General features: G+C 44.9%; 18 protein-coding genes. 16 read left to right on the top strand and 2 right to left on the bottom strand.

Annotated elements, in window-relative coordinates; translation table 11 throughout:
* The first annotated feature begins 12 nt into the window (after window positions 1-12).
* From AB4517_RS02955 to tldD, 14 genes are all read left to right on the top strand, one after another.
* Window positions 13-465 carry a type II secretion system protein gene (locus AB4517_RS02955; protein ID WP_102393510.1) on the top strand — a complete coding sequence of 151 codons (453 nt, stop codon included), beginning with the start codon at window positions 13-15 and terminating at the stop codon, window positions 463-465.
* Window positions 466-610: 145 nt separating this feature from the next.
* On the top strand, window positions 611-1117 hold the full coding sequence (locus AB4517_RS02950; protein WP_372082779.1) for a prepilin-type N-terminal cleavage/methylation domain-containing protein: 507 nt from the start codon (window positions 611-613) through the stop codon (window positions 1115-1117).
* Window positions 1117-1506: a prepilin-type N-terminal cleavage/methylation domain-containing protein gene (locus AB4517_RS02945; protein WP_016790948.1), complete on the top strand. Its 390-nt coding sequence runs from the start codon at window positions 1117-1119 to the stop codon at window positions 1504-1506. The genes AB4517_RS02950 and AB4517_RS02945 overlap by 1 nt, the downstream gene beginning before the upstream one ends.
* Entirely contained in the window at window positions 1506-2249 is a 744-nt protein-coding gene (locus tag AB4517_RS02940) for a PilW family protein (RefSeq protein ID WP_017066956.1), read from the top strand. The genes AB4517_RS02945 and AB4517_RS02940 overlap by 1 nt, the downstream gene beginning before the upstream one ends.
* Complete coding sequence (locus AB4517_RS02935) at window positions 2239-2682, top strand: hypothetical protein (RefSeq protein ID WP_029235849.1); 444 nt, start codon at window positions 2239-2241, stop codon at window positions 2680-2682. Before AB4517_RS02940 ends, AB4517_RS02935 begins: the two co-directional genes overlap by 11 nt.
* Window positions 2683-2685: 3 nt before the next feature.
* Window positions 2686-6600 carry a DUF6701 domain-containing protein gene (locus tag AB4517_RS02930; RefSeq protein ID WP_372082781.1) on the top strand — a complete coding sequence of 1305 codons (3915 nt, stop codon included), beginning with the start codon at window positions 2686-2688 and terminating at the stop codon, window positions 6598-6600.
* A gap of 150 nt (window positions 6601-6750) precedes the next feature.
* Complete coding sequence (locus tag AB4517_RS02925; protein WP_017062957.1) at window positions 6751-7794, top strand: rod shape-determining protein; 1044 nt, start codon at window positions 6751-6753, stop codon at window positions 7792-7794.
* 94 nt (window positions 7795-7888) lie between these two features.
* Window positions 7889-8776, top strand: coding sequence for a rod shape-determining protein MreC (gene mreC / locus AB4517_RS02920; protein WP_004735927.1), 888 nt, complete (start codon window positions 7889-7891; stop codon window positions 8774-8776).
* The gene (gene mreD / locus AB4517_RS02915) at window positions 8766-9254 is read left to right on the top strand and encodes a rod shape-determining protein MreD (RefSeq protein WP_017061361.1); all 489 of its coding nucleotides are present in this window, start codon (window positions 8766-8768) and stop codon (window positions 9252-9254) included. Before mreC ends, mreD begins: the two co-directional genes overlap by 11 nt.
* A 7-nt stretch (window positions 9255-9261) precedes the next feature.
* On the top strand, window positions 9262-9885 hold the full coding sequence (locus tag AB4517_RS02910) for a nucleoside triphosphate pyrophosphatase (RefSeq protein ID WP_372147866.1): 624 nt from the start codon (window positions 9262-9264) through the stop codon (window positions 9883-9885).
* A 20-nt stretch (window positions 9886-9905) separates the two neighbouring features.
* The gene (rng, locus tag AB4517_RS02905) at window positions 9906-11375 is read left to right on the top strand and encodes a ribonuclease G (RefSeq protein WP_017061363.1); all 1470 of its coding nucleotides are present in this window, start codon (window positions 9906-9908) and stop codon (window positions 11373-11375) included.
* Window positions 11376-11385: 10 nt separating this feature from the next.
* Entirely contained in the window at window positions 11386-15261 is a 3876-nt protein-coding gene (locus AB4517_RS02900; protein WP_372147865.1) for a YhdP family protein, read from the top strand.
* Window positions 15262-15355: 94 nt separating this feature from the next.
* Window positions 15356-16168 carry a carbon-nitrogen hydrolase family protein gene (locus AB4517_RS02895; RefSeq protein WP_017061365.1) on the top strand — a complete coding sequence of 271 codons (813 nt, stop codon included), beginning with the start codon at window positions 15356-15358 and terminating at the stop codon, window positions 16166-16168.
* Window positions 16169-16187: 19 nt separating this feature from the next.
* Complete coding sequence (gene tldD / locus AB4517_RS02890; RefSeq protein WP_372147864.1) at window positions 16188-17633, top strand: metalloprotease TldD; 1446 nt, start codon at window positions 16188-16190, stop codon at window positions 17631-17633.
* Window positions 17634-17741: 108 nt separating this feature from the next.
* On the opposite strand, the gene AB4517_RS02885 is transcribed toward tldD, so the two are convergent.
* Window positions 17742-19121: a PhoH family protein gene (locus AB4517_RS02885; protein WP_017062953.1), complete on the bottom strand. Its 1380-nt coding sequence runs from the start codon at window positions 19119-19121 to the stop codon at window positions 17742-17744.
* A 474-nt stretch (window positions 19122-19595) separates the two neighbouring features.
* On the opposite strand from AB4517_RS02885, the gene rapA reads away from it, so the two are divergent.
* Window positions 19596-22505 (top strand): RNA polymerase-associated protein RapA, encoded by a 2910-nt coding sequence (rapA, locus tag AB4517_RS02880; protein WP_372082786.1) that lies wholly within the window; start codon window positions 19596-19598, stop codon window positions 22503-22505.
* A gap of 92 nt (window positions 22506-22597) precedes the next feature.
* Here the strand turns inward: rapA and AB4517_RS02875 are convergent, their stop codons facing one another.
* Complete coding sequence (locus tag AB4517_RS02875; protein ID WP_017061369.1) at window positions 22598-23875, bottom strand: NRAMP family divalent metal transporter; 1278 nt, start codon at window positions 23873-23875, stop codon at window positions 22598-22600.
* 158 nt (window positions 23876-24033) lie between these two features.
* Between AB4517_RS02875 and rluA the strand changes: the two genes are divergently transcribed.
* A complete protein-coding gene (rluA, locus tag AB4517_RS02870; protein ID WP_017062951.1) occupies window positions 24034-24768 on the top strand; it encodes a bifunctional tRNA pseudouridine(32) synthase/23S rRNA pseudouridine(746) synthase RluA in 735 nt (244 codons plus the stop codon).
* Window positions 24769-24772: the final 4 nt, after the last annotated feature.

Genomic DNA, 24772 nt, shown 5'->3' with positions numbered 1-24772 from the left:
GAGAGCTTAACTATGAAAAGACAAGGCGGTTTCACCCTAATCGAACTAGTGGTTGTAATTGTTATTCTAGGTATTCTTGCTGTCACTGCGGCACCACGTTTCTTGAATCTGCAAGATGATGCTAAACGAGCTTCAGCAGAGGGCCTTAAGGGGGCTATGGCTGGAGCTGCGGGTATTACTTATGGTAAGGCAGCTATTGCTGGGCAAGAAGGAACTGAAGCGCCTACTGCAATTTCAGTTGGTCAAAGTACTATTAATGTGGTTTGGGGTTACCCTGAAGGTACATCTGCAGCATTAACTGCAATTGTATCTGGCTTGACTGATGATTGGACAGAAGTAACAGGTCAATCTGCTGGTACCGTTGCCTACGGTTTTGCAAATGATGCTGCTACTTGTCACGTTACTTATCAACAAGCTCAGTCAGAGGGAGATGAACCTTCAATTGACTTGGTAGCTTGTGAGTAATTATTTGAAATGATTATGGAAGGCCAGCAGATGCTGGCCTTTTTTCTATCCAAAGCACATAAATATCAAAACTATTCATATACATAAGATCACTACATTCGTTATCTTGTATAATTAGTATTCGCTTGGCAGTTAGAGGCTCATTATGGATAACAGCCCCATCCCCAATGGCTTTACTCTGGTAGAGCTGATCATCGTTATCATTATTCTTGCTATCGTATCTATTACCGCTGTATCACGTATGTCCGGTCGAAGTAGCTTTGAACTTTATGCCTTACAAGATCAAGTCATTTCAGTTGTTAGGCAGGTTCAAGTCAACCGCATGCAATCCAACCTTGGTTCGTCATCTCCTTTAGACCAAGATAATTTTCAACTCGTGGCTGATGGAAATTGTCTTGGTTCATCTAATGCGTGCTCATCCGACGAAGAGTCAGTTTCGCGAAGTGATCGTGTGTTGGAACATGGGTACTTATTTCGCTACCAACCTGATCTTACAGATAACACCCTGGAATTTGACCTTTTAGGAAATCCTACCCTAGCAGCTTCGGCTGGAGTAGGTATAGAGATCAGTGAACAAGCAAACTCAGAAAACCGAGTTTGGGTTTGTATTAATGAGCAAGGCTTTGTTTCTGCTGAAGTGGGAAGGTGTTGATGGTGAAAAACAATGTAAAAGGATTCACTTTAATAGAATCAGTGATTGTAATCGTCTTACTGGGTTTTGCGGCGCTTACATTATCCTCTTTTTTAGCTCCACAATCTGCCCAATCTAGCGATGCAAACTACTACAATCGAGCTTCAGCATTAGGTAGTAGTGTTATGTCTAGGTTACTTGCTCAAAGCTATACGGATATTGATACGTTTGATGGTGAAACGGATCTAAGCAACTTGATTAAAGATGCATCTACCTACATAAACTTTCAAGTTGAGGTTTCTATAGACCCAGTATCAGGCGCGAGTAGTAATCTTAAATCTGTCATTGTCGAAGTTACTTCAAGCTCGCAGCCAACAGTGTCCTTTAATGCTTTTAAGGGGAACTATTGATGCGAATGAAAGGCTTTACATTGATCGAGTTGATTCTAGCCATCGTTGTATCTAGCATTCTGTTGCTCGGTTTAGCTAATTTCACGGAAGTGGGTGTAAAAGGTTATTTTAGTACGGTAGAACGTTATCGCTTACAAACTGAAGCCAATTTTGTTATTGAAAAAATATCACGTGAGATGAGGCATGCAGTACCAAACCTATTCCCCTCAGCAGTATCTAGCGGTTGTGTCTCTTTTTACCCAATCGTAGACTCTGGTTTCTATGTGGTATCAGGGGCAGATATTAATTTTTTAGTAGGCGATTCAGATAGTGATATTCAATCACTGAAAAACTTATCAATGGTTATTAACCCAACGCGCCCTTACGAAGAAATTAATAATATCGATAATGTATTCTCATTAACTAATATCAGCCAAGTTACAGGAACAAATGTCTCAGGAGCTGCATTTACTTTGGTCGATCAGGCTAGTGATTTGGTCGGAGGGTCTGTGAGTAATCGGCATTATATTTTTGACGATGATAATCCTGTTGAATACTGTCTTTCTGGCGATGATTTTTTAACAAGAGCCAATGGTGGAGCGCCAGTTACCATTAGTGATAAATTAAATGTTGCTAAAAGCTCCCTTTTATATTCTCCGGCTACGGTTCAGCAAAATGGAATTGTAGATCTAACCTTTACATTTACTGTTAATGGTGAAACCACGACCTTTGAACAAGAAGTGCAGGTGCTCAATGTCCCGTAGTTATCAACAGCGTGGTAGCGCACTTATAATAGTTATTTTTGTCATCGTTATTGTTGGGTTTCTCGCGACAAGTTTAACGCGTACCAGTTGGTCAACTCACGATACCAATACCCGCTCAGTATTGGGCACTCAGGCATGGCTATTAAGCCATTCTGTTAATGAGTATGTAATGACTCAGTTTTATCCGAGCCTTGACCCACTTGCCTCTTCTGCTGTTTCCGCCGCGTGTACTAACCTAGAGCCACTTGGTGTAGTTTCTGAAGCTAAATCTTTGATATCCAGAGTACCAATGAACTGCTCTCTTAATAGTTTAGAGTGCTCAAGTCGTGGTGAATTAGGTGGTTTTGTTTTTTATGTTTTAGAGTCTTCGGTTGTTTGTGGTTCAGGTATCAATCAAGTACAGCGTATTCAAGAAGTTTGGGTGAGGGAATAAACGATGATAAAGCATTTCTCTGTATTATTAGTTGCGCTTTTTTTATCTCCATTAGTTCAAGCTAATGTTAATACTAACCCTCAGTTTGAGTTCGGTACGATTCCCGCCGATAAATGTACTATTTCCGGATCAAAAGTAGAGTGTGTAATTGAGTTTGAAAAAACCTATGATTCAGCGCCTTTGGTGTTTGTTATGTCAACGGTTAATGCGACCCGCTCAAACTTTAATAGTAAAACGACAGAATACCCTTCTGATCTCCGTGTTTGGTCTATTTCATCGAGTCAGGCAACGATAAAGCAGCTACTTCCGCCCCATGATGCGGCGTGTGTTCGCTTGAAGCAGAATGATAAAGGGCAGTGGCGATGTAGCACCAATGCCAGCGATCCTTTAGTGGAGTACGTTGATGCTCCAATGGAAAATATCGATTATTTGGTCATTGAACCTGGCGTACTGGAGTTTGATAGTGGGGCGAAGTTAGTCGCAGGAACAGTTGATTATAACCGTACTTATTCAAATGTTGGTGGTGGGTCTAATAATAGTAAGTTGGTGCAATTCAGTGATTTTGGCTTGTCATCCAACTTTAGCTCTTCTCCGGGCGTTTTAGTACAGATTCAAAGCTTGAGCAATATGCAAGGCAGCGCTCCTGTTTGGTTAACCCCAATAGCTCTAAACCCGACAACAAATGCATTTAATCTAGTCCTTGATCGTTCAGAAGTTTCATCTAATGCTCAGCTTACTAGTAATGAACAAGTTGCTTTTGTCGCAGGGCTAGGAGAAGGGTTTATAAATGGGCAGAAATTTTGGCTTGGCCAAGGGTCAACATCAAATACGCTGAATATCGATGATAGGGTTATCAAACCAATCACAGAAGGTTGTCAGCTTGTACAAGATTTTTCAGCTTCTGGTTTTTCGGGTATCCCTACATTACTCGCGTCAAAGCGTACACGTAATGGTAACAATGGCGGCTGGTTGAGGCGCTGTTCAGTATCGAAAACTGGTGTTGCTTTAATCAACGAAGAAGACATGACTCAAGATTATGAACGTGCGCATGTTGTAGAGCCCTATTCGTACTTTTTATTTGATAAGCCGCCAACGAGTGAAATTTGTCAGTTATTCCCTTCACCAGCTCAAACATGGAAAAATAACGAGAATACTTATATTTTGTTGGATACATCGGAGGGGATAGAAGGAGCGTTAGTATCAAATGGAAAGAGGTATATAGGGTTTCCTCAAAATACGATAACAGGAAATAAGAAGGAGAGCGCTTGTGATAGTACGGAGTGTTATGGTGAAGAAGGATTGTTGGTTAATAAGCAAGAACTAGAAAGCTTCCAATCTCCTGATAATGGACTGGAGACTGTAAATGTATGGCAGGATGATGCAGAATTTTCTAATAATGAATCAATAGGAAGTTTGAGTGTTGGAAAAGGCTCTGTAACATTTTATAGCGGCACATACTGGGTCGGTAGTTTGGATATTAATAACGCAGGGAGAGTCATTATCCCTGACGGAGAAAAAGTTATTATTCACATAGGAAAAGTGAATTTAAGTAATAATGATTCATTTTTCGGTGAAGAAGGTGATGGGCAACTAGTAGTTTTTATCCACGCATTGCAAAACTCTACTGTTAACTTTGCCAACCGGAGTGAGTTTAGAGGTCTTTTATATAGCGAAGTCGATGTCATTATGAGAAACCAGTCAACGGTCTATGGTGCAGTTACTGCTAAGGCTATTAGCCTGAGGAATACTTCTAAGATTATTGCGACTGACAATCATTGTTTTCAACCTTCGGATGACTATGAAATTGATATTTCCCCAGCAACCGATTTAGCTTTGATGTGTGGCGACGACTCCCCTCAATTTACCATTAATACCTCTAATAATGGTGTGGCGGGAAGCCTAGGTGTTACGGTGAGTATTACGCCAGACGCTGATGAATTCGACGTTTCTGTACTGCAAGGACAAGGTTCAGGTACTTACCCTAATTATGTTTCAAATGACGATGGTGAATTAACTTTAAAAGTTGTCGCTAAAGATACTGCCAATATTGATTTTGATACAGGTTATAAGCTAACGGCGACATTAATCGATGATTCTGGTAAAGAGGTTGAAAGCCAGTTTAAGTTCGTACCATTTAAATTCTCTTTAGTGGATGGCAATACTCCAACCAATCGTCTTGACGTTATTGCAGGGCAGGCCACACCGACAGTAACTAAAGTTTTAGCGTGTGATTCTGGTGACTCAATTGTTGTTGCTGAGAACTATATAGGTGAAGCCGGGGATGAAGTTATCATTGCTCATGAGCTTGATAGTTCTTGGAGTGGCTCCGATGGCTCGCTGACCTACTTACCTGAGTTCAAAAAAGGTAGCGCCTCAACTGACTTAACTATCTCTGAGTCAGGGCTTTTCAACGTCACTTTAAAAGACAATAGTTTTGATTGTACTGGTTTCGCTGGTTGTCCCGAAGATGGGAATTATGATGTAGAGGGAAGTTTCTCGGTCTACTCTCGCCCTTGGAAATTTGCGATTTGCACCAACAAGAGCTCCGATGGAAACAGCAACGAGAAAGACTCAGATAGTTTTGCTGCTGCCGGATCTCCATTTGATGTTTATGCCCGCCCGATAAAGCATACCGACTCATCTTCGGTTTGTACTGATGATAATTTGTTGACGAATAATTACTTTGAGTCGGCAGCAAGCGTGAAAGTTACAACAACTTTAGATACCCCTTCAATTACGGATTATCCTGACGCTAATTTAGGTGATTTAACCCCTGAAACTCAGCTAATTAAACAAATTTCATCGAATGATCAGTCTAACAAAGGCTATAAATTTGAAAGTTTAAAATACTCAGAGGTGGGTAGTTTTAACTTTGTTGCAACTGAAACTGGCAGCTTCTACGGGAGTATCCTTGGCGGCTTCTCTGGTAGTAAGTCTATTGGCCGCTTTTACCCCAAATACTTCATGCAAGGTGACCCTGAGTGGAATGTTACAAATCAAAATAATATTGCGTACCTAAGTCAACCTTATGACTCTACAGTTCACCAAGTATATCCAATGGCATCAGGTGAGAGTGATACGGATGATGCGCTCAATAACTACCGATTCTTCAGTTCAGACCTGCAAGCTAGTTTTGGTATTCTGGATGACACCAGTATAGATAATGATTTCTTGCTAGATACGGACGCTGGGTCTTGGTCTGTTGATCGTAAACATTGGTTACTGAATGACAATGCAGCTGAGCTGCAAAGAGTTACGGATTCAGATGACGTTAGCCGCAGAGATGGTCCTTTCAATACCAGTGATGCTAGCTCAATAGCCACTAATTTTGGTTTAACAGTGACAGGAGTTGATCCTGTGTCATTTACGGATTCAGACCCTGTTACCGATTCAGCTGCATTCCCAGTTCAACCTCCTGCCCGATATGGTCGAATGGCGCTCGATGATATTGGTGGTAATTCTGATACTACTCTAACTATTCCATTGCGCGCTGAGTTCTGGGATGGCAGCGAGTTTATTGTTAACGAGGATGATGACCGCAGTACCTTCAATGGGGCTAATACTTGTAAACAAGTTATTTGGCACAGTGAAGGGGCGGCAACCACTTTAGTTTCACTTAACGGTAGCGGAAATGTGGATGATGGAGAAGAAGAGGTCACAGCAAATCAAAATACGCCAGCAGGAACAGACGCGCCACGTGAGCAAGTTCGTCTGTGGTTAAGAATGGATGACTCTGAGCCTGATAGCGATGGCGGAAATAACATCTCATGTAGTGGCAGTGATCAAGATCAACCATGGCTACGTTACAACTGGCGCCAACTGGGTGATGAAGATCCATCCACCGTCGTCACATTTGGTATCTACCGTGGTAACGATCGTGTGATCTACCGAGGTGAAAGTGGCTTAACAGGTCAGTAATAATATAATTTTTGCCCCTTAAGTTAGGAATCTGTAAGAAATTGCGGGTTTCAGTCCATGTTTGCACTTCAATGCCTTGCCGTAACAGCAAGGCATTGGTACATTTAGTGCAATTTTTGTCTTCTAATTCTTGCAGGATGAGCGAAGAATATGTTTAAAAAACTTCGTGGCATGTTTTCAAACGACCTATCGATTGATTTAGGTACAGCCAATACCCTTATTTATGTAAAAGGCCAAGGCATTGTTCTTGATGAGCCTTCAGTTGTCGCTATTCGCCAAGATCGTGCGGGTTCTGCAAAGAGTGTCGCTGCTGTTGGCCACGCTGCTAAGCAAATGCTTGGTCGTACGCCTGGTAACATCTCAGCGATCCGTCCAATGAAAGACGGTGTAATTGCCGACTTTTACGTAACGGAAAAAATGCTTCAGCACTTCATCAAACAAGTGCATGACAACAGTGTGCTTAAACCAAGTCCTCGAGTTTTGGTTTGTGTACCTTGTGGTTCAACGCAGGTTGAGCGTCGTGCTATCCGTGAATCAGCGCTAGGTGCTGGCGCTCGTGAGGTTTACCTAATCGATGAGCCTATGGCTGCTGCGATTGGTGCTGGCCTCCGTGTCTCTGAGCCAACAGGTTCAATGGTTGTTGATATCGGTGGTGGTACTACTGAAGTTGCGGTTATCTCACTAAACGGTGTGGTTTACTCGTCTTCTGTACGTATCGGTGGTGACCGTTTTGATGAAGCGATCATCAACTACGTTCGTCGTAACTACGGCAGCTTGATCGGTGAAGCGACAGCAGAGAAGATCAAACACGAAATCGGTTCAGCTTACCCTGGCGATGAAGTAGAAGAGATCGAAGTTCGTGGTCGTAACCTTGCTGAAGGTGTGCCTCGTAGCTTTAGCCTAAACTCAAACGAAATCCTTGAAGCACTTCAAGAGCCTCTATCTGGCATCGTGTCTGCAGTGATGGTTGCACTTGAACAGTGTCCACCAGAGCTGGCTTCTGATATCTCAGAAAACGGTATGGTACTAACAGGTGGTGGTGCACTGCTTAAAGACCTTGATCGTCTGCTAACTGAAGAAACAGGTATCCCTGTTGTTGTTGCAGAAGAGCCATTAACGTGTGTTGCTCTAGGTGGCGGTAAAGCTCTAGAGATGATCGACATGCACGGCGGCGATCTGTTCAGCGAAGAATAATATCTAGTGTTAGGCTCTTTTATTATCTAGTTTTATGTAAAGAGCCTAGGACCTTGTCTATAGGATCAAATGTAGCTCTAGGACCAAATATAGAATGAAGCCAATTTTTGGTAGAGGTCCCTCTCTACAATTGCGCCTGTTTTTTGCTGTAATTTTATCAGCCAGCCTTATGCTGGCTGATAGTCGTTTAGATGCTTTCTCAAATGTTCGCTATCTATTAAACAGCATGGTTGCGCCTATTCAATATGCAGCCAACTTGCCTCGCACTATGTTCGATGGTGTTTACGACCGTTTTAGCACTCGCAAAGGGTTAATTGAATCTAACCATAATATTAAACGAGAAGTCTTGCGTCTGAAGAGCGAGCTGATTCTGCTTGAGCAATATCAAGAAGAAAACAAGCGCCTTCGTAAGCTGTTAGGCTCGCCGTTTATCCGTGATGAGAAGAAAGTCGTCACAGAAGTTATGGCGGTAGACACTTCACCATATCGCCATCAAGTCGTGATCGACAAAGGTCAGATTGATGGGGTATATGAAGGTCAGCCGGTGATCAACGAAAAAGGCATTGTCGGCCAAGTCACTTTCGTTGCTGCTCATAATAGTCGTGTATTACTACTCACTGATGCAAACAATGCGATTCCTGTTCAGGTTATTCGTAATGACATCCGTGTGATTGCTTCGGGCAATGGCATGATTGATGAGATCCAGCTAGAGCACATTCCAACCAGTACCGATATACAAGAAGAAGATCTGTTGGTGACATCAGGTCTTGGTGGGGTATATCCAGAAGGTTATCCAGTCGCCTATGTTACGGCCGTTGATTACGACCCGAAACGTGAGTTCGCTGTGATTAAAGCAGAGCCTGTGGTTGAGTTCGATAAGCTCAGATACCTGCTGCTTGTATGGCCTGATGAAAACAAACAGATGCAAGCGGATCAATCGAGCATAGAACAAGCATTGTTAGAGGGCGAAGATGGCCAATAGCGTTTTGAGAAGCAAGGTAGTAATTTTCTGCTCATTTTTAATAGCACTGATTCTGCAGACGATCCCTTGGCCTGGTAGCTTAGATTTATTTAGACCATCTTGGTTACTGCTGGTTACGTGTTACTGGGTTTTGGCTCTACCGCATCGTGTTAACGTGGGTAGTGCTTTGATTTTAGGCTTATTGTGGGACCTTTTGATCGGCTCTACTCTGGGTATTCGAGGCATGATGATGGCAATAGTGATGTACATTATTGCGATGAACTTCCTCGTCATTCGTAACATGGCGTTATGGCAGCAAGCGATGATCATTGCCGCGTTAACGGTCTTGTTTGAGGTGTTGATCTTCTTTGGTGAATATTTGATCCAAGATGTTGTTTTCAATCCGTTATCGTTATGGAGCGCATTGATAAACTGTATACTTTGGCCTTGGATGTTTTTATTAATGAGACGCGTGCGTCGCCATTGGCATGTGAGGTAGCGTGACGATGGAAAAGAAACATTTAGTTTTGGCATCCAGCTCTCCACGCCGCAAAGAATTGCTATCTCAACTCGGTTATGAGTTTTCTGTCCTCGTAACCGATGTTGAAGAGTGTAAACACGCTCAAGAAACCGCCGAAGAATATGTTAAGCGACTATCTTTAGATAAAGCTTTAGCTGCGTTGTCTTTATTGAAAGATAACCCTTCTGAAAGGCAGCATGTCGTTCCTAGTTCTGATACTGTAGATCATGGCTCTGATATAGTCGTTCTTGGTTCTGACACAGTCGTCGTAAGCCAAGGGCAAGTGCTTGAGAAACCCACCGATTTTGCTGACTCTAAGCGCATGCTTACTCAGTTAGCGAATGAACGTCACCAAGTGATGACGGCGGTTTCTGTGGTTTCAGAAGAAAAACAAAGAACAGAAATCATTATTACCGACGTATGGTTTAAACCCCTCAGTGAAAAAGAAATAGAACAATACTGGCAAACAGGGGAGCCATGCGATAAAGCCGGTAGCTATGGGATCCAAGGTTTGGGCGGACGCTTTGTCACCCGAATCGAAGGTAGTTATTACGCCGTTGTCGGCTTACCTTTATTTGAAACGGACCAGCTACTGCAAGAATTCTTATAATTACTAACCTGAGGTGCACCATGAGTGCTGAATTGTTGCTGAACGTGACCCCGAGTGAAACTCGTGTGGCCATGATTGAAGGGGGGGCTCTTCAAGAGATCCATGTCGAACGAGATGCTCGACGCGGTATCGTAGGAAATATCTATAAAGGACGTGTAAGCCGTGTTCTTCCGGGAATGCAGGCGGCTTTTGTGGATATAGGCCTTGAGAAAGCAGCTTTTTTACACGCCTCTGATATTGTCCCACACACTGAATGTGTCGCTGAAAACGAAAAGAAACAATTTCAGGTTCGTGATATTTCAGAGCTTGTCCGTCAAGGGCAAGACATTGTGGTGCAAGTGGTCAAAGACCCTCTTGGTACTAAAGGTGCTCGCTTAACCACTGATATCACTCTACCGTCTCGTTATCTGGTATTTATGCCGGGCGCAAGTCATGTTGGTGTATCTCAACGTATCGACAGCGAGTCTGAACGTAACCGTCTTAAAAAAGTCGTGTCTCGTTACTGTGACGAACACGGTGGCTTCATCATCCGCACAGCAGCAGAAGGTGCAGATTCAAATGAGTTGGCACAAGATGCCGCATTCTTGAAGCGATTATGGCTAAAAGTATTAGAGCGTCGTGGTAAGCACAAGGCGCGTACTCGTTTGTATGGTGAGCTTTGCTTAAGCCAACGTATCTTACGTGACTTCGTCGGTACTGAGCTGAGCAAGATTCAGGTCGATTCTCGTCTAGAATATGAAAACCTAAAAGAGTTTACCTCTGAATACGTGCCTGAGCTGACAGACAAGCTTGAGCTGTATGAAGGTGATAAGCCTATCTTTGATATGTACGATACCGAGAACGAAATTCAGCGTTCATTGGATCGTAAAGTCGAATTAAAGTCTGGTGGATATCTGATTATCGACCAAACTGAAGCGATGACCACGGTTGATATCAACACTGGCGCGTTTGTTGGTCGTCGTAATCTAGAAGAGACGATTTTCAACACCAATGTAGAAGCGACTCAAGCGATTGCTCGTCAGCTGCGTCTACGTAACTTAGGTGGCATCATCATTATCGACTTTATTGATATGTTGTCTGAGGAACATCGTAAGCGAGTACTAACTTCTTTAGAGGCTGCGCTCGACAAAGACCGTGTGAAAACCAATATTAATGGCTTCACGCAGCTTGGGTTGGTTGAGATGACTCGTAAACGTACTCGTGAAAGTATTGAGCATATCCTATGTTCGAGCTGTCCTGCTTGTGAAGGCCGCGGCAGTGTGAAGACAGTTGAAACCGTTTGTTATGAAATTCTTCGAGAGATCACGCGAGTGAATCGTGCGTACGACGCCGATAAATTTGTGGTCTATGCGGCAGCTGCCGTAGCTGAGGCGTTAGAGGGCGATGAATCTCATGCGCTTGCGGAGCTTGAAGTCTTTATTGGTAAGCAAGTTAAAATCCAGGCTGAGCCTCTGTACATACAAGAGCAGTTTGATGTTGTTATGATGTAATGGAAATTTTGTGAGCTCAAGCGTTACTCTGATTCTACGTGCATGTTTATGGTTAGTGGTTACTCTCTTAGTAACGCTAGCCATTGCCGTTACTACACTGCGTGTAGCCTTGCCCAATTTAAACAAGTATCAATCTGAAATTGAGCTTTGGGTAAACCAACACTCCGGTTTTGATTTTTCGATTCAAGATGTGGGCGGTTTTTGGCGTAACACTCACCCCTCTATTGCTCTGCAAGGCGTTAAAGCTAGCCTCCCCAATGCAGAAGATGTGACCTTCTCTGTTGAGCGTGTTGAAGTCGAGTTTGACTTGATTCAATCGCTCGTGCAGATGCGCCCGGTTGTGGCCGATCTAGTCATGAATCAAATGTATCTTGATATCCGCTCAATTGATCTGTTTGCCGGACAAAATGGCAAAGACGAACCTACAGATCCCGAGTCTTCCAAGCGAGTGATACAAGAGCTCGATAATTTACTGCTAAAAACACTCGTCGATGTAACTGCAAAAGATTCTTCTATTCTTTATCACTCTGTTTCGGGTGAAGAACGTCAGCTCGATATAGAAACCTTAAAATGGCAAAATTCAGACAAACATCACCTTGCTGAAGGTGTGGTGAGTATCAAAGATGCCAATCTAAACTCTCTGTCAGTGAGTGCTAACTTTATTGATGGTGGGTCACTGACTGATGTGACTGGTGAGTTTTATGTCAGTGCCGACAGCATTTCTGTTAAGCCATGGCTTACGCATTATATGCAGGCGGAATCCGGCATTGAAACAGGTACTGTGAGCTTGAATAGCTGGCTTACGCTGCGAAATAGCAAGCCAGTGAGCGCTTATGTTGAGGTTTTACCCTCAGAACTGGCGTGGAACGAAGATGGCGAGCATGACCTCATGCTTGAGTCCGGTGTCTTTAAGTTGTCGCCGACTGATGATGGTTGGCAAGTAAATGGTCACTCACTAAACCTTAGAACGGATGACACACCTTGGCCGGAACTCGACGTAGCGTTCAAGTGGAATCAAGGTCCATGGCAACTCAACATTTCTGAGCTGGATATTGCGACTATTACTCCGTTGATTAAGCTGCTGCCTGACTCTGAACAATCAACCAAAATGATTAACGTATTGGCGCCGGGCGGCTCTGTTTCTGATATCCGTGTTTCCATGGGTTCGGGAATTGACAGTTTACGTTATTCAGCCAGTTTTTCTGATCTTGCTATCGAGCAGTGGGAACTAGTCCCAGGCTTTAGCCAAGTGTCTGGTAGTGTGTTTGGTTCGGCCTCGGAAGCGAAAGCTAGCCTGCATGTTATTGACGATGTGTTCCCTTATGGTGACGTATTCCAAGCGCCTTTGAATATCAAACAAGGTCAGGTTGATATTGTTTGGCAGCAAGATGAAAACGGCTGGAAGCTGTGGTCAGACAAAATCACAGCTGCCACCCCCGATTTACAAGTACTAGGCGCATTCCGCTTAGACTTCCCAAAAGATGCGAGCCCGTTTTTATCCTTCTACGGCGAAGCGGACGCTTACAATGTCGGTGAAACATGGCGCTACTTACCTACACTGGCTCTTGGGCAAGATCTAACAGACTACCTTTCAACTGCGATTCAAGCCGGTAAAGCGGATACCGTAAAACTGTTGTGGCATGGTGATTTGTCTCAATATCCATACACTAACCACGATGGTATTTTCCAGGTTTGGGTTGGCTTAGAAGATGCGAAATTCAGCTTTGATACCGCGTGGCCACTGATTACTGATCTTCAGCTTGATCTGTTGTTTGAAAATGATGCGATGCATCTGGATTCTCGCTCAGCTCAACTGATAGATGTGACGGCAGATCGAATCACAGGACGCATTCCTTATTTAGGGGAAGGCGGCCATATTGAAATTGAAGCTAAAGCGACGGCGTCTGGCAACGCAGTACGCGATTACATGACGTCTTCGCCACTGGTGGGCTCGGTAGGCGCAGCCTTAACCGCACTTCAAGTGAGTGGTGATGTCTCTTCTGAGTTCCAGCTGAATATTCCGTTTGATTCTGAAAAAGAAGCAAGAGCATGGGGTTACGCCGACTTAAGTGGCAACCATGTTGAGATTGAAGCGCCGCCAATGGTGCTCGAGAACACCACGGGTCGAATTGAATTTGATAATGACGTAGTGACGGCAAATGGCCTCGCTGCGGATCTGCTTAACCAAGGTATCTCGCTTGATTTTAAGGGCCTTAATGATGGTCCTGGCTATGCAGTTGATATTGATGTGTTAGGTGATTGGGACGTCAAGCCTCTAGAACCTTACATCGGTGAGCAATGGTTAAGCCGCTTATCAGGTCATGCGCAATGGCAAAGCCAGATTGATATCCAGCTGAATGATATCGGCTTTACCTACCAACTAGACTTACAGTCAGACCTAAAATACTTGGCGAGTGATTACCCATATCCATTGGCGAAAAAATCACTAGAAAGTGGATCTGCAAGGCTACAGGCATCGGGTAACCAAGAGACGATTACCGCGCGCCTGCAATTGCCAAACACCAAGTACCAAGCTGAGATTGATATCACAGGCGACGTGCCTGAGTTAACGGCGACCAACTTAGTGCTTGGTCGCGGTGGCTACAAAATTAGCCCGGTGGTGGGCCATCACGCCCTGATTCGTACAGACAAATTCAATGCCGATGATTGGTTATCGGTTGTAATGGAACCGGTAAAGCCTTCAACGGCTGTACTTAGTCAAATGAACACGCCAACCATACCTGCGCCAAGCCGTATTACCTTTGAGAGTAAAGAGCTGATCTTGGGTGGTATCTCTTGGAATGACGTCGATTTTAGTGCTAGTAAGAACAAACAGGCGTGGCAAATAGAAGTGTCTAGCCAAGAGCTAGAAGGGGATATTAACTACCTGCCTCCTTATGATTTGACAGTTTCACTGGATCGTCTGCATCTGTTTGTTCCTGAGTGGAGTGATAAGAACAACCAAGATCAGCAACTGCTGCAACGTAAAGAACAAGCTGCGCCATTGATATCCAAATTGGATAGAGAGATCCACGATGCGATGCCAAACCTGACCCTGACGCTGAACGACTTTTGGCTGCAAGGCTATAAGGTCGGTAAAGTCGATGTTGAGATGGCCAGACAAGATAATCGCATTGATTGGAAGAAGATTCAGGTTCGAAGCGGCGGCAATAAAGCGGATGTCAGCGGTTGGTGGGAACTGGACGGTGACAAGAGTCATTCCGCGCTAACGGTTGATGTTGAAGGCGAAAACAACAGTGAGCTCATGGAGCGCTTTGGTATTACTTCCGGGATTCAAAAAGCGCCATTCGCGTTGGAAGGTCAACTAAATTGGGATGGTTCGCCTTGGGGAATCAAAATGGATACCCTTGATGGCAACGTTAAAACCAAGTTTGGTAAAGGCATTATCTCGGATGTGAGCGGCGCAGCTCGATTACTTGGCCTGTTTAGCCTAGATTCGATCATCCGTAAGATGCAGCTCGATTTCTCAGATGTGTTTGATAAAGGTATGGCCTTCAACAGCATCACCGGAACGGGCGAGATTCAAAATGGTATCTTCCTGACCAATGATCTGAACATGGATGCGGTCGCAGGTGAGATGAAAATCAAAGGTATCGCTAACCTCAACACGCGTCAGGTTGATGCTGAGGTGAACTTTACCCCAGATATTACCTCGGGTATTCCCGTATTAACGGCCTTTGCGGTAACCCCTCAAACGGCGCTGTACGTATTGGCGGTGACCACGGTTATCTCGCCAGTTGTGGAAGTCTTTACCCAAGTAAATTATTCGGTGAAAGGACCATTGGATTCACCAACGGTGAGCGAACTTTCTCGTAGCTCTGGCGAGTTTCAGCTGCCAGAGAAGCTGAGAAAATTAGCCGAATAGGCCTTAAATTAGCCGAAAAGACCTTATGCCCGAGTCAGCGAATATACGGTGAAATGCTGATTTCTGAATCATAATGAATGGAGGAGCGATACACATGGATTGTGTTGGGTTGATTCAAATGACATCTGGCCCTAGCCCTGAATTGAACTTTGAGTACCTTGCTCAAGAAGTTGCAAAGTGCAAAGAGTTGGGGGCTAAGTGGGTTGTTTGCCCTGAAAACGCGTTAGTTTTTGGCAGTAAAGCCGACTATCACCAGTGTGCTGAGCCTTTTAATGATGGCCCACTGCAAAAGAAAATCTCTGAGCTAGCAAAGCTTCACAGAATTTGGATCGTCATTGGCAGTATGCCGATAAGCACAACTAACGGAGTGACGACCACCACCTTGGTGATTGATGATTTTGGTTGCCTCGTTGCTCATTACGACAAGCTACACATGTTTGATGTGGATGTCGCTGACGCCCATAAGTGCTATCGAGAGTCGGATATTTTCACTCCGGGCAACCAAGTTGTGACAGCGGAAACGCCTTTTGGTCGCTTAGGTTTGAGTATTTGTTATGATGTGCGCTTTCCACACTTGTATTCAGAGTTACGTAAGCAAGGGGCACAAATCATTGTGGTGCCTGCGGCTTTTACAGCGGTAACGGGTCAAGCGCACTGGGAAGTACTATTAAGATGCCGCGCGGTTGAAACACAGTCGTGGATTGTCGCGGTAGGTCAAGGCGGAAAACACCCTTGCCAAAGAGAAACATGGGGACACTCAATGGTGGTTGATCCATGGGGACGAGTGGTCGCACAGTTAGACCAAGATCCTAAAAGTATGGTGGTTGAGATAGACACATCCAGTTGCGAGTCCATTAGGCAAAATATGCCCATCGCGCAACACTCTCGATTTACCAATCAATTTTAATTACAAACAAGAGCCATCTATGAGCATTAATCAAATTGAAGAAGCGCTACTGAACCCGACAGGGCTTACGGAGCAAAATATCGCAGATACATTGGCGAGTATTGCTACCCGCCAAATTGATTATGCTGATATCTACTTTCAGTCAAGCTGGCACGAATCTTTAGTGCTAGAAGACAGCATTATTAAAGACGGCTCTTTCAATATCGATTGCGGTGTTGGCGTTCGTGCAGTATCTGGTGAAAAGACTGGTTTTGCTTACTCTGACCAAATCCAATTGGATGGTCTTAAGCAGAGCGCAATTGCGGCTCGTGGTATTGCTAAACAAGGTCAAAACGGCAAGGTTCAAGCGTTCAAACGCAACTCTAATCAAGTTTACTATGATGCAGTTAACCCGCTTGCGAGTTGGGAAAAACAGCAGAAAACAGAATTACTAAAATCATTAGATGCTTACATTCGCACTAAAGAGCCGATGGTGACTGAAGTATCGGTGAGTTTAAGTGGTGTGCATGAGCAGATGCTGGTTGCTGCGACTGATGGCACTTACGCTGGTGATATTCGTCCGCTGGTTCGCTTGTCTATTAGCGTACTTGCACAGAAGGGTGATCGTCGTGAGCGTGGTAGCGCTGGTGGTGGTGGCCGTTTTGGTTACGACTTCTTCTTAAGTGATGACAAAGGCACTCAAGTTGCTTACCAATTTGCGGATGAAGCGATTCGCCAAGCATTAGTTAACCTTGAAGCAGTGGCTGCGCCTGCTGGTGCCATGCCTGTGGTTCTTGGTTCTGGTTGGCCGGGCGTTCTGCTGCATGAAGCGGTAGGCCACGGTTTAGAAGGCGACTTCAACCGTAAAGAGTCGTCAGTATTCTCCGGCAAAGTTGGTGAGCAAGTAACTTCAAGCCTATGTACGATTGTCGATGACGGTACATTAACGGATCTACGCGGTTCATTGAACGTCGATGATGAAGGTGTTAACGGTCAGTACAATACGTTAATCGAAAACGGCATCCTAAAAGGTTACATGCAAGATAAGCTGAACGCTCGTCTAATGGGTGTAGCACCGACAGGTAATGGTCGTCGTGAGTCATACGCGCATCTTCCAATGCCACGTATGACGAATACATACATGCTACCGGGCGAACACACACCGGAAGAGATCATCGCGACGGTTGAGAAAGGTATCTACGCACCGAACTTCGGTGGCGGTCAGGTCGATATCACATCAGGTAAGTTTGTATTCTCAGCGTCTGAAGCGTACATGATTGAAAACGGTAAGATCACTCACCCAGTGAAAGGCGCGACGCTAATCGGTTCTGGTATCGAAGCGATGCAGCAGGTGTCTATGGTGGGTAACGACCTAAGCATCGACCGTGGTGTGGGTGTGTGTGGTAAGGCTGGTCAAAGTGTGCCAGTGGGTGTTGGTCAACCAACATTGAAACTAGACTCGCTAACCGTTGGTGGTACTGAGTAATTCAGACTAACCTCTGCCGACTTACTTCAAAATATTAAATTGAAAAGCGCCTCCAATGTGAGGCGCTTTTTGTTTTTAGATTACTGATTCAGTGAGCGTATAGAGTCACTACATGTTCTCTTCCGCAAACTCAGCTAGTCGGCTACGCACCACACCATTGAGGTGGATGTTGGCACTGCCTTCGAAGTTTTTAAAACGCTCAACCATGTAGGTTAAGCCTGAAGTCACAGGGGTTAGGTAAGAAGAATCTATCTGCGCTAAGTTACCTGAGCAGACGATCTTAGTACCTTCACCACAACGGGTGATGATGGTTTTTATCTGTGAAGCGGTGAGGTTCTGACACTCATCCAAAAGCACAAAGGCATTTTGAATCGAGCGGCCACGCATGAAGTTGATTGATTTGAACTGGATATTGGCTTTGTCACAGATGTACTTCATCGAGCCTTCTGTGCAGTGGTCGTTCTTGTGCAGCGCTTCCAGTGTATCGGTCACTGCGGCTAACCAAGGCAACATTTTCTCTTCCTCTGTACCCGGAAGGAAACCTATCGATTCACCAATATCAGGGGTGTTGCGGGTTACGATGATCTTATCGAATTGCTTACGTTCAATGGTTTGTTCAAGTGCAGCAGCCATAGCAAGCAGTGTCTTACCACTACCTGCGGCGCCAGTGAGAATCACAAGATCAATATCAGGGTCGAGCAGCGCATCAATCGCCATGCCTTGATAGACGTTCTTTGGTGTGATGTCCCATGCTCTGCGATTCATCAATCTTTCGCGGCTGAGGTCTCTCAGGGTAATGCTTTCCGGCTCAATCTCCTCGACTCGAGCGGCAAAGTCACTTTCTTCGTCAATCACATATTGGTTGAGGAAGGTTGGCTCGAACGGCGCTCTTGCTAAGGTGTGCAGCGTCTTGCCGCCTAAACTTCTGCTCTCGACATTATCGATACCATCCCAAAATGAGCCTTCCAGTTGTTGGAAGCCTTTGGTGAGGTATTGGATATCATCAATCAGTTGGTCAGTTTGATAGTCTTCAACAAAACGTACACCGGCGCCTTTTGCTCGTAAACGCATATTGATGTCTTTGGTGATGAGAACCACTTCGCGTGGTGCGCGTTTATTTTGAAGATAGAGGACAGCGTTGAGGATTCGGTTATCGCCCGCCTTGTCATCGGCAAAGGCTTTGATGCTTTCTTGAAGTTCGTAGTCAGCGAGTATTGAAATACTGCCAGATGCATTTATGTCTTTAGAAAAAGGGATGCCTTCCGATATTTGGTCTGGTGTGGCTTCCCTGAACAGGTCTTCGAGCGTTCGAATCGCAATTCTCGCATCTCGAGCAACGTCTCTTTTACTGTCTTTGATTCTGTCGAGTTCTTCTAGCACTGTCATGGGGATAACGACATCGTGCTCTTGGAAAGAAAATATAGCGAAGGGTTCGTGAAGTAGGATATTGGTGTCTAAAACAAATAGCTTCCGGTTGGTCTCGCCCATAGCATCTCCTTGCCGACGTGCGGCTTGCCTTGCATTCATTGAACGTAGATAAAGCTCATATAAAGATTAGTATCTGATTCTGGTGATAGTCAACTACTCACCTACTCACCTAAACTTCATCTAGAGGAACAGCACCATATCGTTACGAGTGAATATGGTGTATTCGTTTGAGAGCAGCAATCTGCTACCTATAGATTAACCATGAATTTTTGACAGTTTGATTGCACTGGCGAAAACAGAAAAAAAGCATGAAATCATCTCCTTTAGGCGTGACCTAAATCACAGCATCGAGTAAGATTAGCGACCTTTTTCTGCACCATTTTCTCGAGATATTTATTATTGAGAGCGCACTTAAAAAGTGGCTGCAAACTAGACATTTTTGGCTATATTTTTAGTTCAGGAGCGATAATGTTCTTGTTTAAAACTGCAGTTAAGAAGACCAAATTCCAACTATAAGATTGAGGTAGTCGATTCATGACATTTGCTTTGGGGCAACGCTGGATAAGCGATACGGAGAGCGATTTAGGTTTAGGTACCGTTGTAGCAATGGATGCTCGCACAGTGACACTAATGTTTGCAGCGTCAGAAGAAAACCGTGTTTATGCACGTACTGATGCTCCCGTAACCCGAGTAACGTTTAATGTAGGCGATGTCATCGAATGCCAAGAAGGTTGGTCTCTGTCTGTCGAAGAAGTTATCGAAGACAAAGGGCTGCTAACCTACTTAGGTACTCGCGAAGATACCCAAGAAACAGAAGTCACTCTGCGTGAAATCTTCTTAAGCAACCAGATCCGCTTTAACAAGCCACAAGATAAGCTATACGCAGGTCAAATCGACCGTATGGATAACTTTGTGTTGCGTTACCGTGCGCTAAGCAACCAGTACCAACAACACAAGAGCCCGATGCGTGGCTTGTGTGGTATGCGTGCTGGCTTGATCCCTCATCAGCTATACATCGCTCATGAAGTGGGTCGTCGTCACGCTCCGCGCGTTTTACTGGCTGATGAAGTGGGCCTAGGTAAAACCATCGAAGCGGGCATGATCATCCACCAACAGGTGCTGTCTGGCCGTGCTGAACGCATTCTGGTTGTGGTTCCTGAAACTCTACAACACCAATGGTTAGTAGAGATGATGCGCCGTTTCAACCTGCATTTTTCTATCTTCGATGAAGAGCGTTGTATTGAAGCGTTTGCTGAATCAGACAACCCGTTTGATACCCAGCAGTACGTTCTGTGTTCTTTGGACTTCCTACGTAAGAGCCGTAAGCGCTACGAGCAAGCACTTGAAGGCGAGTGGGACTTGTTGGTTGTCGATGAAGCGCACCACCTTGAGTGGAGCCAAGACAAACCAAGCCGTGAATACCAAGTGGTTGAAGGCTTAGCGGAAAATACGTCTGGTGTGCTACTACTAACAGCAACGCCTGAACAGCTTGGTCGTGAGAGCCACTTTGCACGTCTGCGTCTGCTTGATCCTGATCGCTTCTACGATTACGAAGCATTCGTTGAAGAAGAAGACCAATACGCACCGGTTGCTGATGCAGTAACGGCTCTGTTCTCTGGAGTGAAGCTTGAAAACAGCGCGAAGAACCAGATTACGGAACTGCTTTCTGAGCAAGATGTTGAGCCTCTGTTCCGTGTGATTGAAGGTGATAGCAGCGAAGAAGAGCAAGCGTTAGCTCGCCAAGAACTGATTGATAACCTTATGGATCGCCATGGTACCGGCCGTGTTCTTTTCAGAAACACACGTGCTGCAATCAAAGGCTTCCCTAAGCGTAATGTAAACCTACTGCCGATGGAGATTCCAACGCAGTACACAACCTCAATGCGTGTATCTGGCATGATCGGTGGCAAAATGGCTCCCGAAGCTCGTGCAATGAAGATGCTGTATCCAGAAGAGATCTTCCAAGAGTTTGAAGGTGAAGATTCAAGCTGGTGGCAGTTCGACTCACGCGTTAACTGGTTGATTGAAAAGATCCAAGACAAGCGCAGCGAGAAAATCCTAGTGATCGCCTCTCGTGCAAGTACGGCTCTTCAATTAGAGCAAGCACTGCGTGAGCGTGAAGGTGTGCGTGCAACCGTATTTCACGAAGGCATGTCGATTCTAGAGCGTGATAAAGCTGCGGCTTACTTTGCTCAAGAAGAGGGCGGCGCTCAGGTTCTTATCTGTAGTGAAATCGGCTCTGAAGGTCGTAACTTCCAGTTCGCTAACCAACTTGTGATGTTCGATCTTCCATTCAACCCAGACTTGCTTGAGCAACGTATTGGCCGTTTGGACCGTATCGGTCAGCTGCGTGATATCGACATTCATGTTCCTTACCTAAAAGGCACATCACAGGCGATCCTTGCGCGTTGGTTCGATGAAGGTCTGAATGCATTTGCGGAAACTTGTCCAACGGGTCGCACGGTTTACGATAAGTACTCAGATGTTCTTATCGAGATGCTGGCTTCTGGTAACACTGAGCAACTTGATGAAGTGATTGAAGAGTCTGCCAAGCTAAATCAAAGCCTGAAATCAGATCTAGAAAAAGGCCGTGATCGCCTATTAGAAATGCACTCAAACGGCGGCGAAAAAGCGCATGAAATTGCAGAGAAGATTGCCTCGACTGACGGCGACACTAACCTAGTAACGTTTGCACTAAGCCTGTTCGATACGATTGGCTTGAACCAAGACGACAAGGGTGAGAATGCTCTGGTTGTAACGCCGTCTGAGCACATGATGGTGCCAAGCTACCCAGGCTTACCATACGAAGGCGCAACCATCACGTTTGATCGTGATACTGCGCTTTCTCGTGAAGACATGAACTTCATTAGCTGGGAACACCCAATGATTCAGGGCGGTATCGATCTGCTACTGAGTGAAGGTGTTGGTGCATCAGCGGTATCACTACTGAAAAACAAAGCGCTGCCAGTGGGTACTATCCTGCTTGAGCTGGTTTACCTTGTGGATGCGCAAGCGCCGAAACGCAGTGGTATCAGCCAGTTCTTGCCTAAGACGCCAATTCGTTTGATGATGGATGGCCGTGGTAATGACTTATCAGCTCAGGTTGAGTTCGACAGCTTTAACCGTCAATTAAGCCCTGTAAACCGTCACCTAGCGAGCAAGCTAGTTAACTCGGTACAAGGTGAAATTCACAAGCTAATCGAAGCGGGTGAGACGCACGTACTTCCTAAAGTGGAAGAAGTGCGTGAACAAGCTCAACGAGATATGCAGACTAACCTGAACGGTGAATTAGAGCGTCTACAAGCGCTTAAAGCCGTGAATCCTAATATTCGTGATGAAGAGCTAGAGGTAATCGAAGCTCAAATCAATGAACTGACCGGTTACATCAGCAAAGCTCAGGTTCAGCTAGATTCATTACGCTTGATTGTGGTTTCTCACAACTAGTTTTGAATTAGCGAAATGCTTCAACGAAATAAGGCCTTCATTATGAAGGCCTTATTTGTATCTGTAGCTTAATTAACAATTCAAGTAGCTGGTTACATTAACCACTTCCACCAAACAAATACCGCTAGGAAACCAAATAGGTAAACAAGACCTGCTACAGACAACCATTTTAGTTTGCTGCCAATGGCTAGCGCTTCTGGAAGCTTAGCTTTGTTGACCAAGATGAAATTAAGCAGAGCGAAGAATGGCGTTGTTGCAAACGCGAGTACCATTGCGAAATCGAGCATAGGCATCAGTGCTGCGCTAAAGAACATCACAATCGCGAGTGCCGCGATAGAGACAATGATTATCCAGCCTTGCAGCATTCTTGGGCTTGAATCTTTTTTGAATAATAGACGTTGTGATTCAGCAAGCACGCGTGAGTAGCCATCGATAACGGTAATGGTGCTACCAAAGATACAGAAGAAAGCGATAAGAGCGATTAACGGGCGAGACCATTCACCAATTGTCGAAGCGTAGATGCCGACCAATTGATGAGTAAAGCCAACACCGGAGCGAGACAGTTCAACTCCCGAACCGTGAAGTACTAGCGCGCCTAACGCAACGAATACTAAAGCAAGCAGCGCCGTACCAATGTAGCCAACGTTAAAGTCGAACAGCGCTGATTGTGCGGTCACTTCCTGCTTCTCTTTTTGGCTTTTTAGCCACATAGAGGTGATGCTTGATATTTCGATAGGCGCAGGCATCCAACCCATGGTCACCACGATAAAACCAATAGCAGCCAATGACCAAGGCGACGGTGGAACAAAAGCAGCATCAGGTTCGACTGGAGAGCCGATAGCAATGGCGACTGCAGCTAAGGTTGTGATGGTTAAGATCGCCATGATCGCTTTAGATAGTGTATCTAGAGCACGATAATGGCCAGCAAACAGAATGATCAAACAGGTCGCTAAAACGATCATGCACAAGGTGCTAGTGGCTAAATCGAAAGGAACAAAGTAACTGAGTAGGCTTGCACTGAATAATAGCAGGGCAGCGGTATTCACGACCGCAGATATGGCACTCAAGATCGAAAAGATCACAAGGTATGGGCGGCCTAGGTTAGAGTAACCTTCCACCAAGCTTTGACCCGTTCCTAGCGTGTATTGGATGCCGGCTCTGAAGAATGGATATTTAAATACGTTAACGAGGATAATGAGAGCGGCAAGCTGCCAACCATAAATCGCACCCGCCTTGGTTGAGGCGACTAAGTGAGAACCACCTACAGCCGCTGCGGCCATCATAATGCCTGGGCCAAGAGACTTAATTAAACTTGATAGGGGAGCTGAGGTTGGTGTTTTTGTGTTGGTGGTTTTAACCGTACTGTCCATCGTTTTTCCTTTGATGCTGACTTCTTATTATCTGTTACCCTATCAATACCATGTTTTGTAAAGCCGTCAACTTTTATGTACGAAAATATTGAAAATTGTATTTATTTATAAACGAATCAACCGTGAATTATTTGTTCACTAGCAATTAAGAGGCTTCAATGGCGTTAGAACAGTACACACCACCACGTGAACCGTGGATTGATATTGTTTATCAAGATGACGATATTCTTGTGGTGAACAAGCCTGCAGGCCTGCTTTCTGTTCCGGGTAGGTTACCTGAGCATTACGACAGTATGTGGAGTCGCTTGGTTGTCGAATTTCCAGAGATTCAAGTCGTGCATCGATTAGACATGTCGACATCGGGCTTGATGCTGCTCGCTAAACACAAACAAGCTGAGCGTCATTTGAAGAAGCAATTTCAATATCGACTGACACACAAACTCTATTACGCCCGAGTATGGGGTTCAGTAGAAGAAGCTGAAGGTTTGATTGACCTCCCTCTTATTTGCGATTGGCCAAACCGGCCGAAGCAAAAAGTGTGTTTCGAGGATGGTAAATCATCACAGACTCGTTATGTGGTAGAACAGCAAGAACTCCAAACGACTTTACTTAAGTTACTGCCAATTACCGGGCGTTCTCACCAATTGAGAGTGCATTGCATGGAAATAGGCGCACCGATTGTGGGCGATGAGTTTTACGCAACATCAGAAGCATTTGAATACAGTGATAGGTTGGCTTTGCATGCGTGTGAGCTGAGCTTTTATCATCCAGCGAATAATCAGTTGTTTAAAGCCTTTGTTCCGTGTGAGTTTTATCCTCAAGCATCGCCACAAATCGAACAGCACTTTGAAATTGCGCTTGAGCTTCCAGACTACAGTAAGCTAAAAGCTTAGAATG

The organism is Vibrio sp. 10N.222.52.C3 (assembly GCF_041474195.1).
GTDB classification, from domain to species: Bacteria; Pseudomonadota; Gammaproteobacteria; order Enterobacterales; family Vibrionaceae; genus Vibrio; species Vibrio crassostreae_C.
The sequence above is the reverse complement of the archived record's forward strand: the minus strand, read 5'-3'. Positions and strand labels throughout refer to the sequence as shown.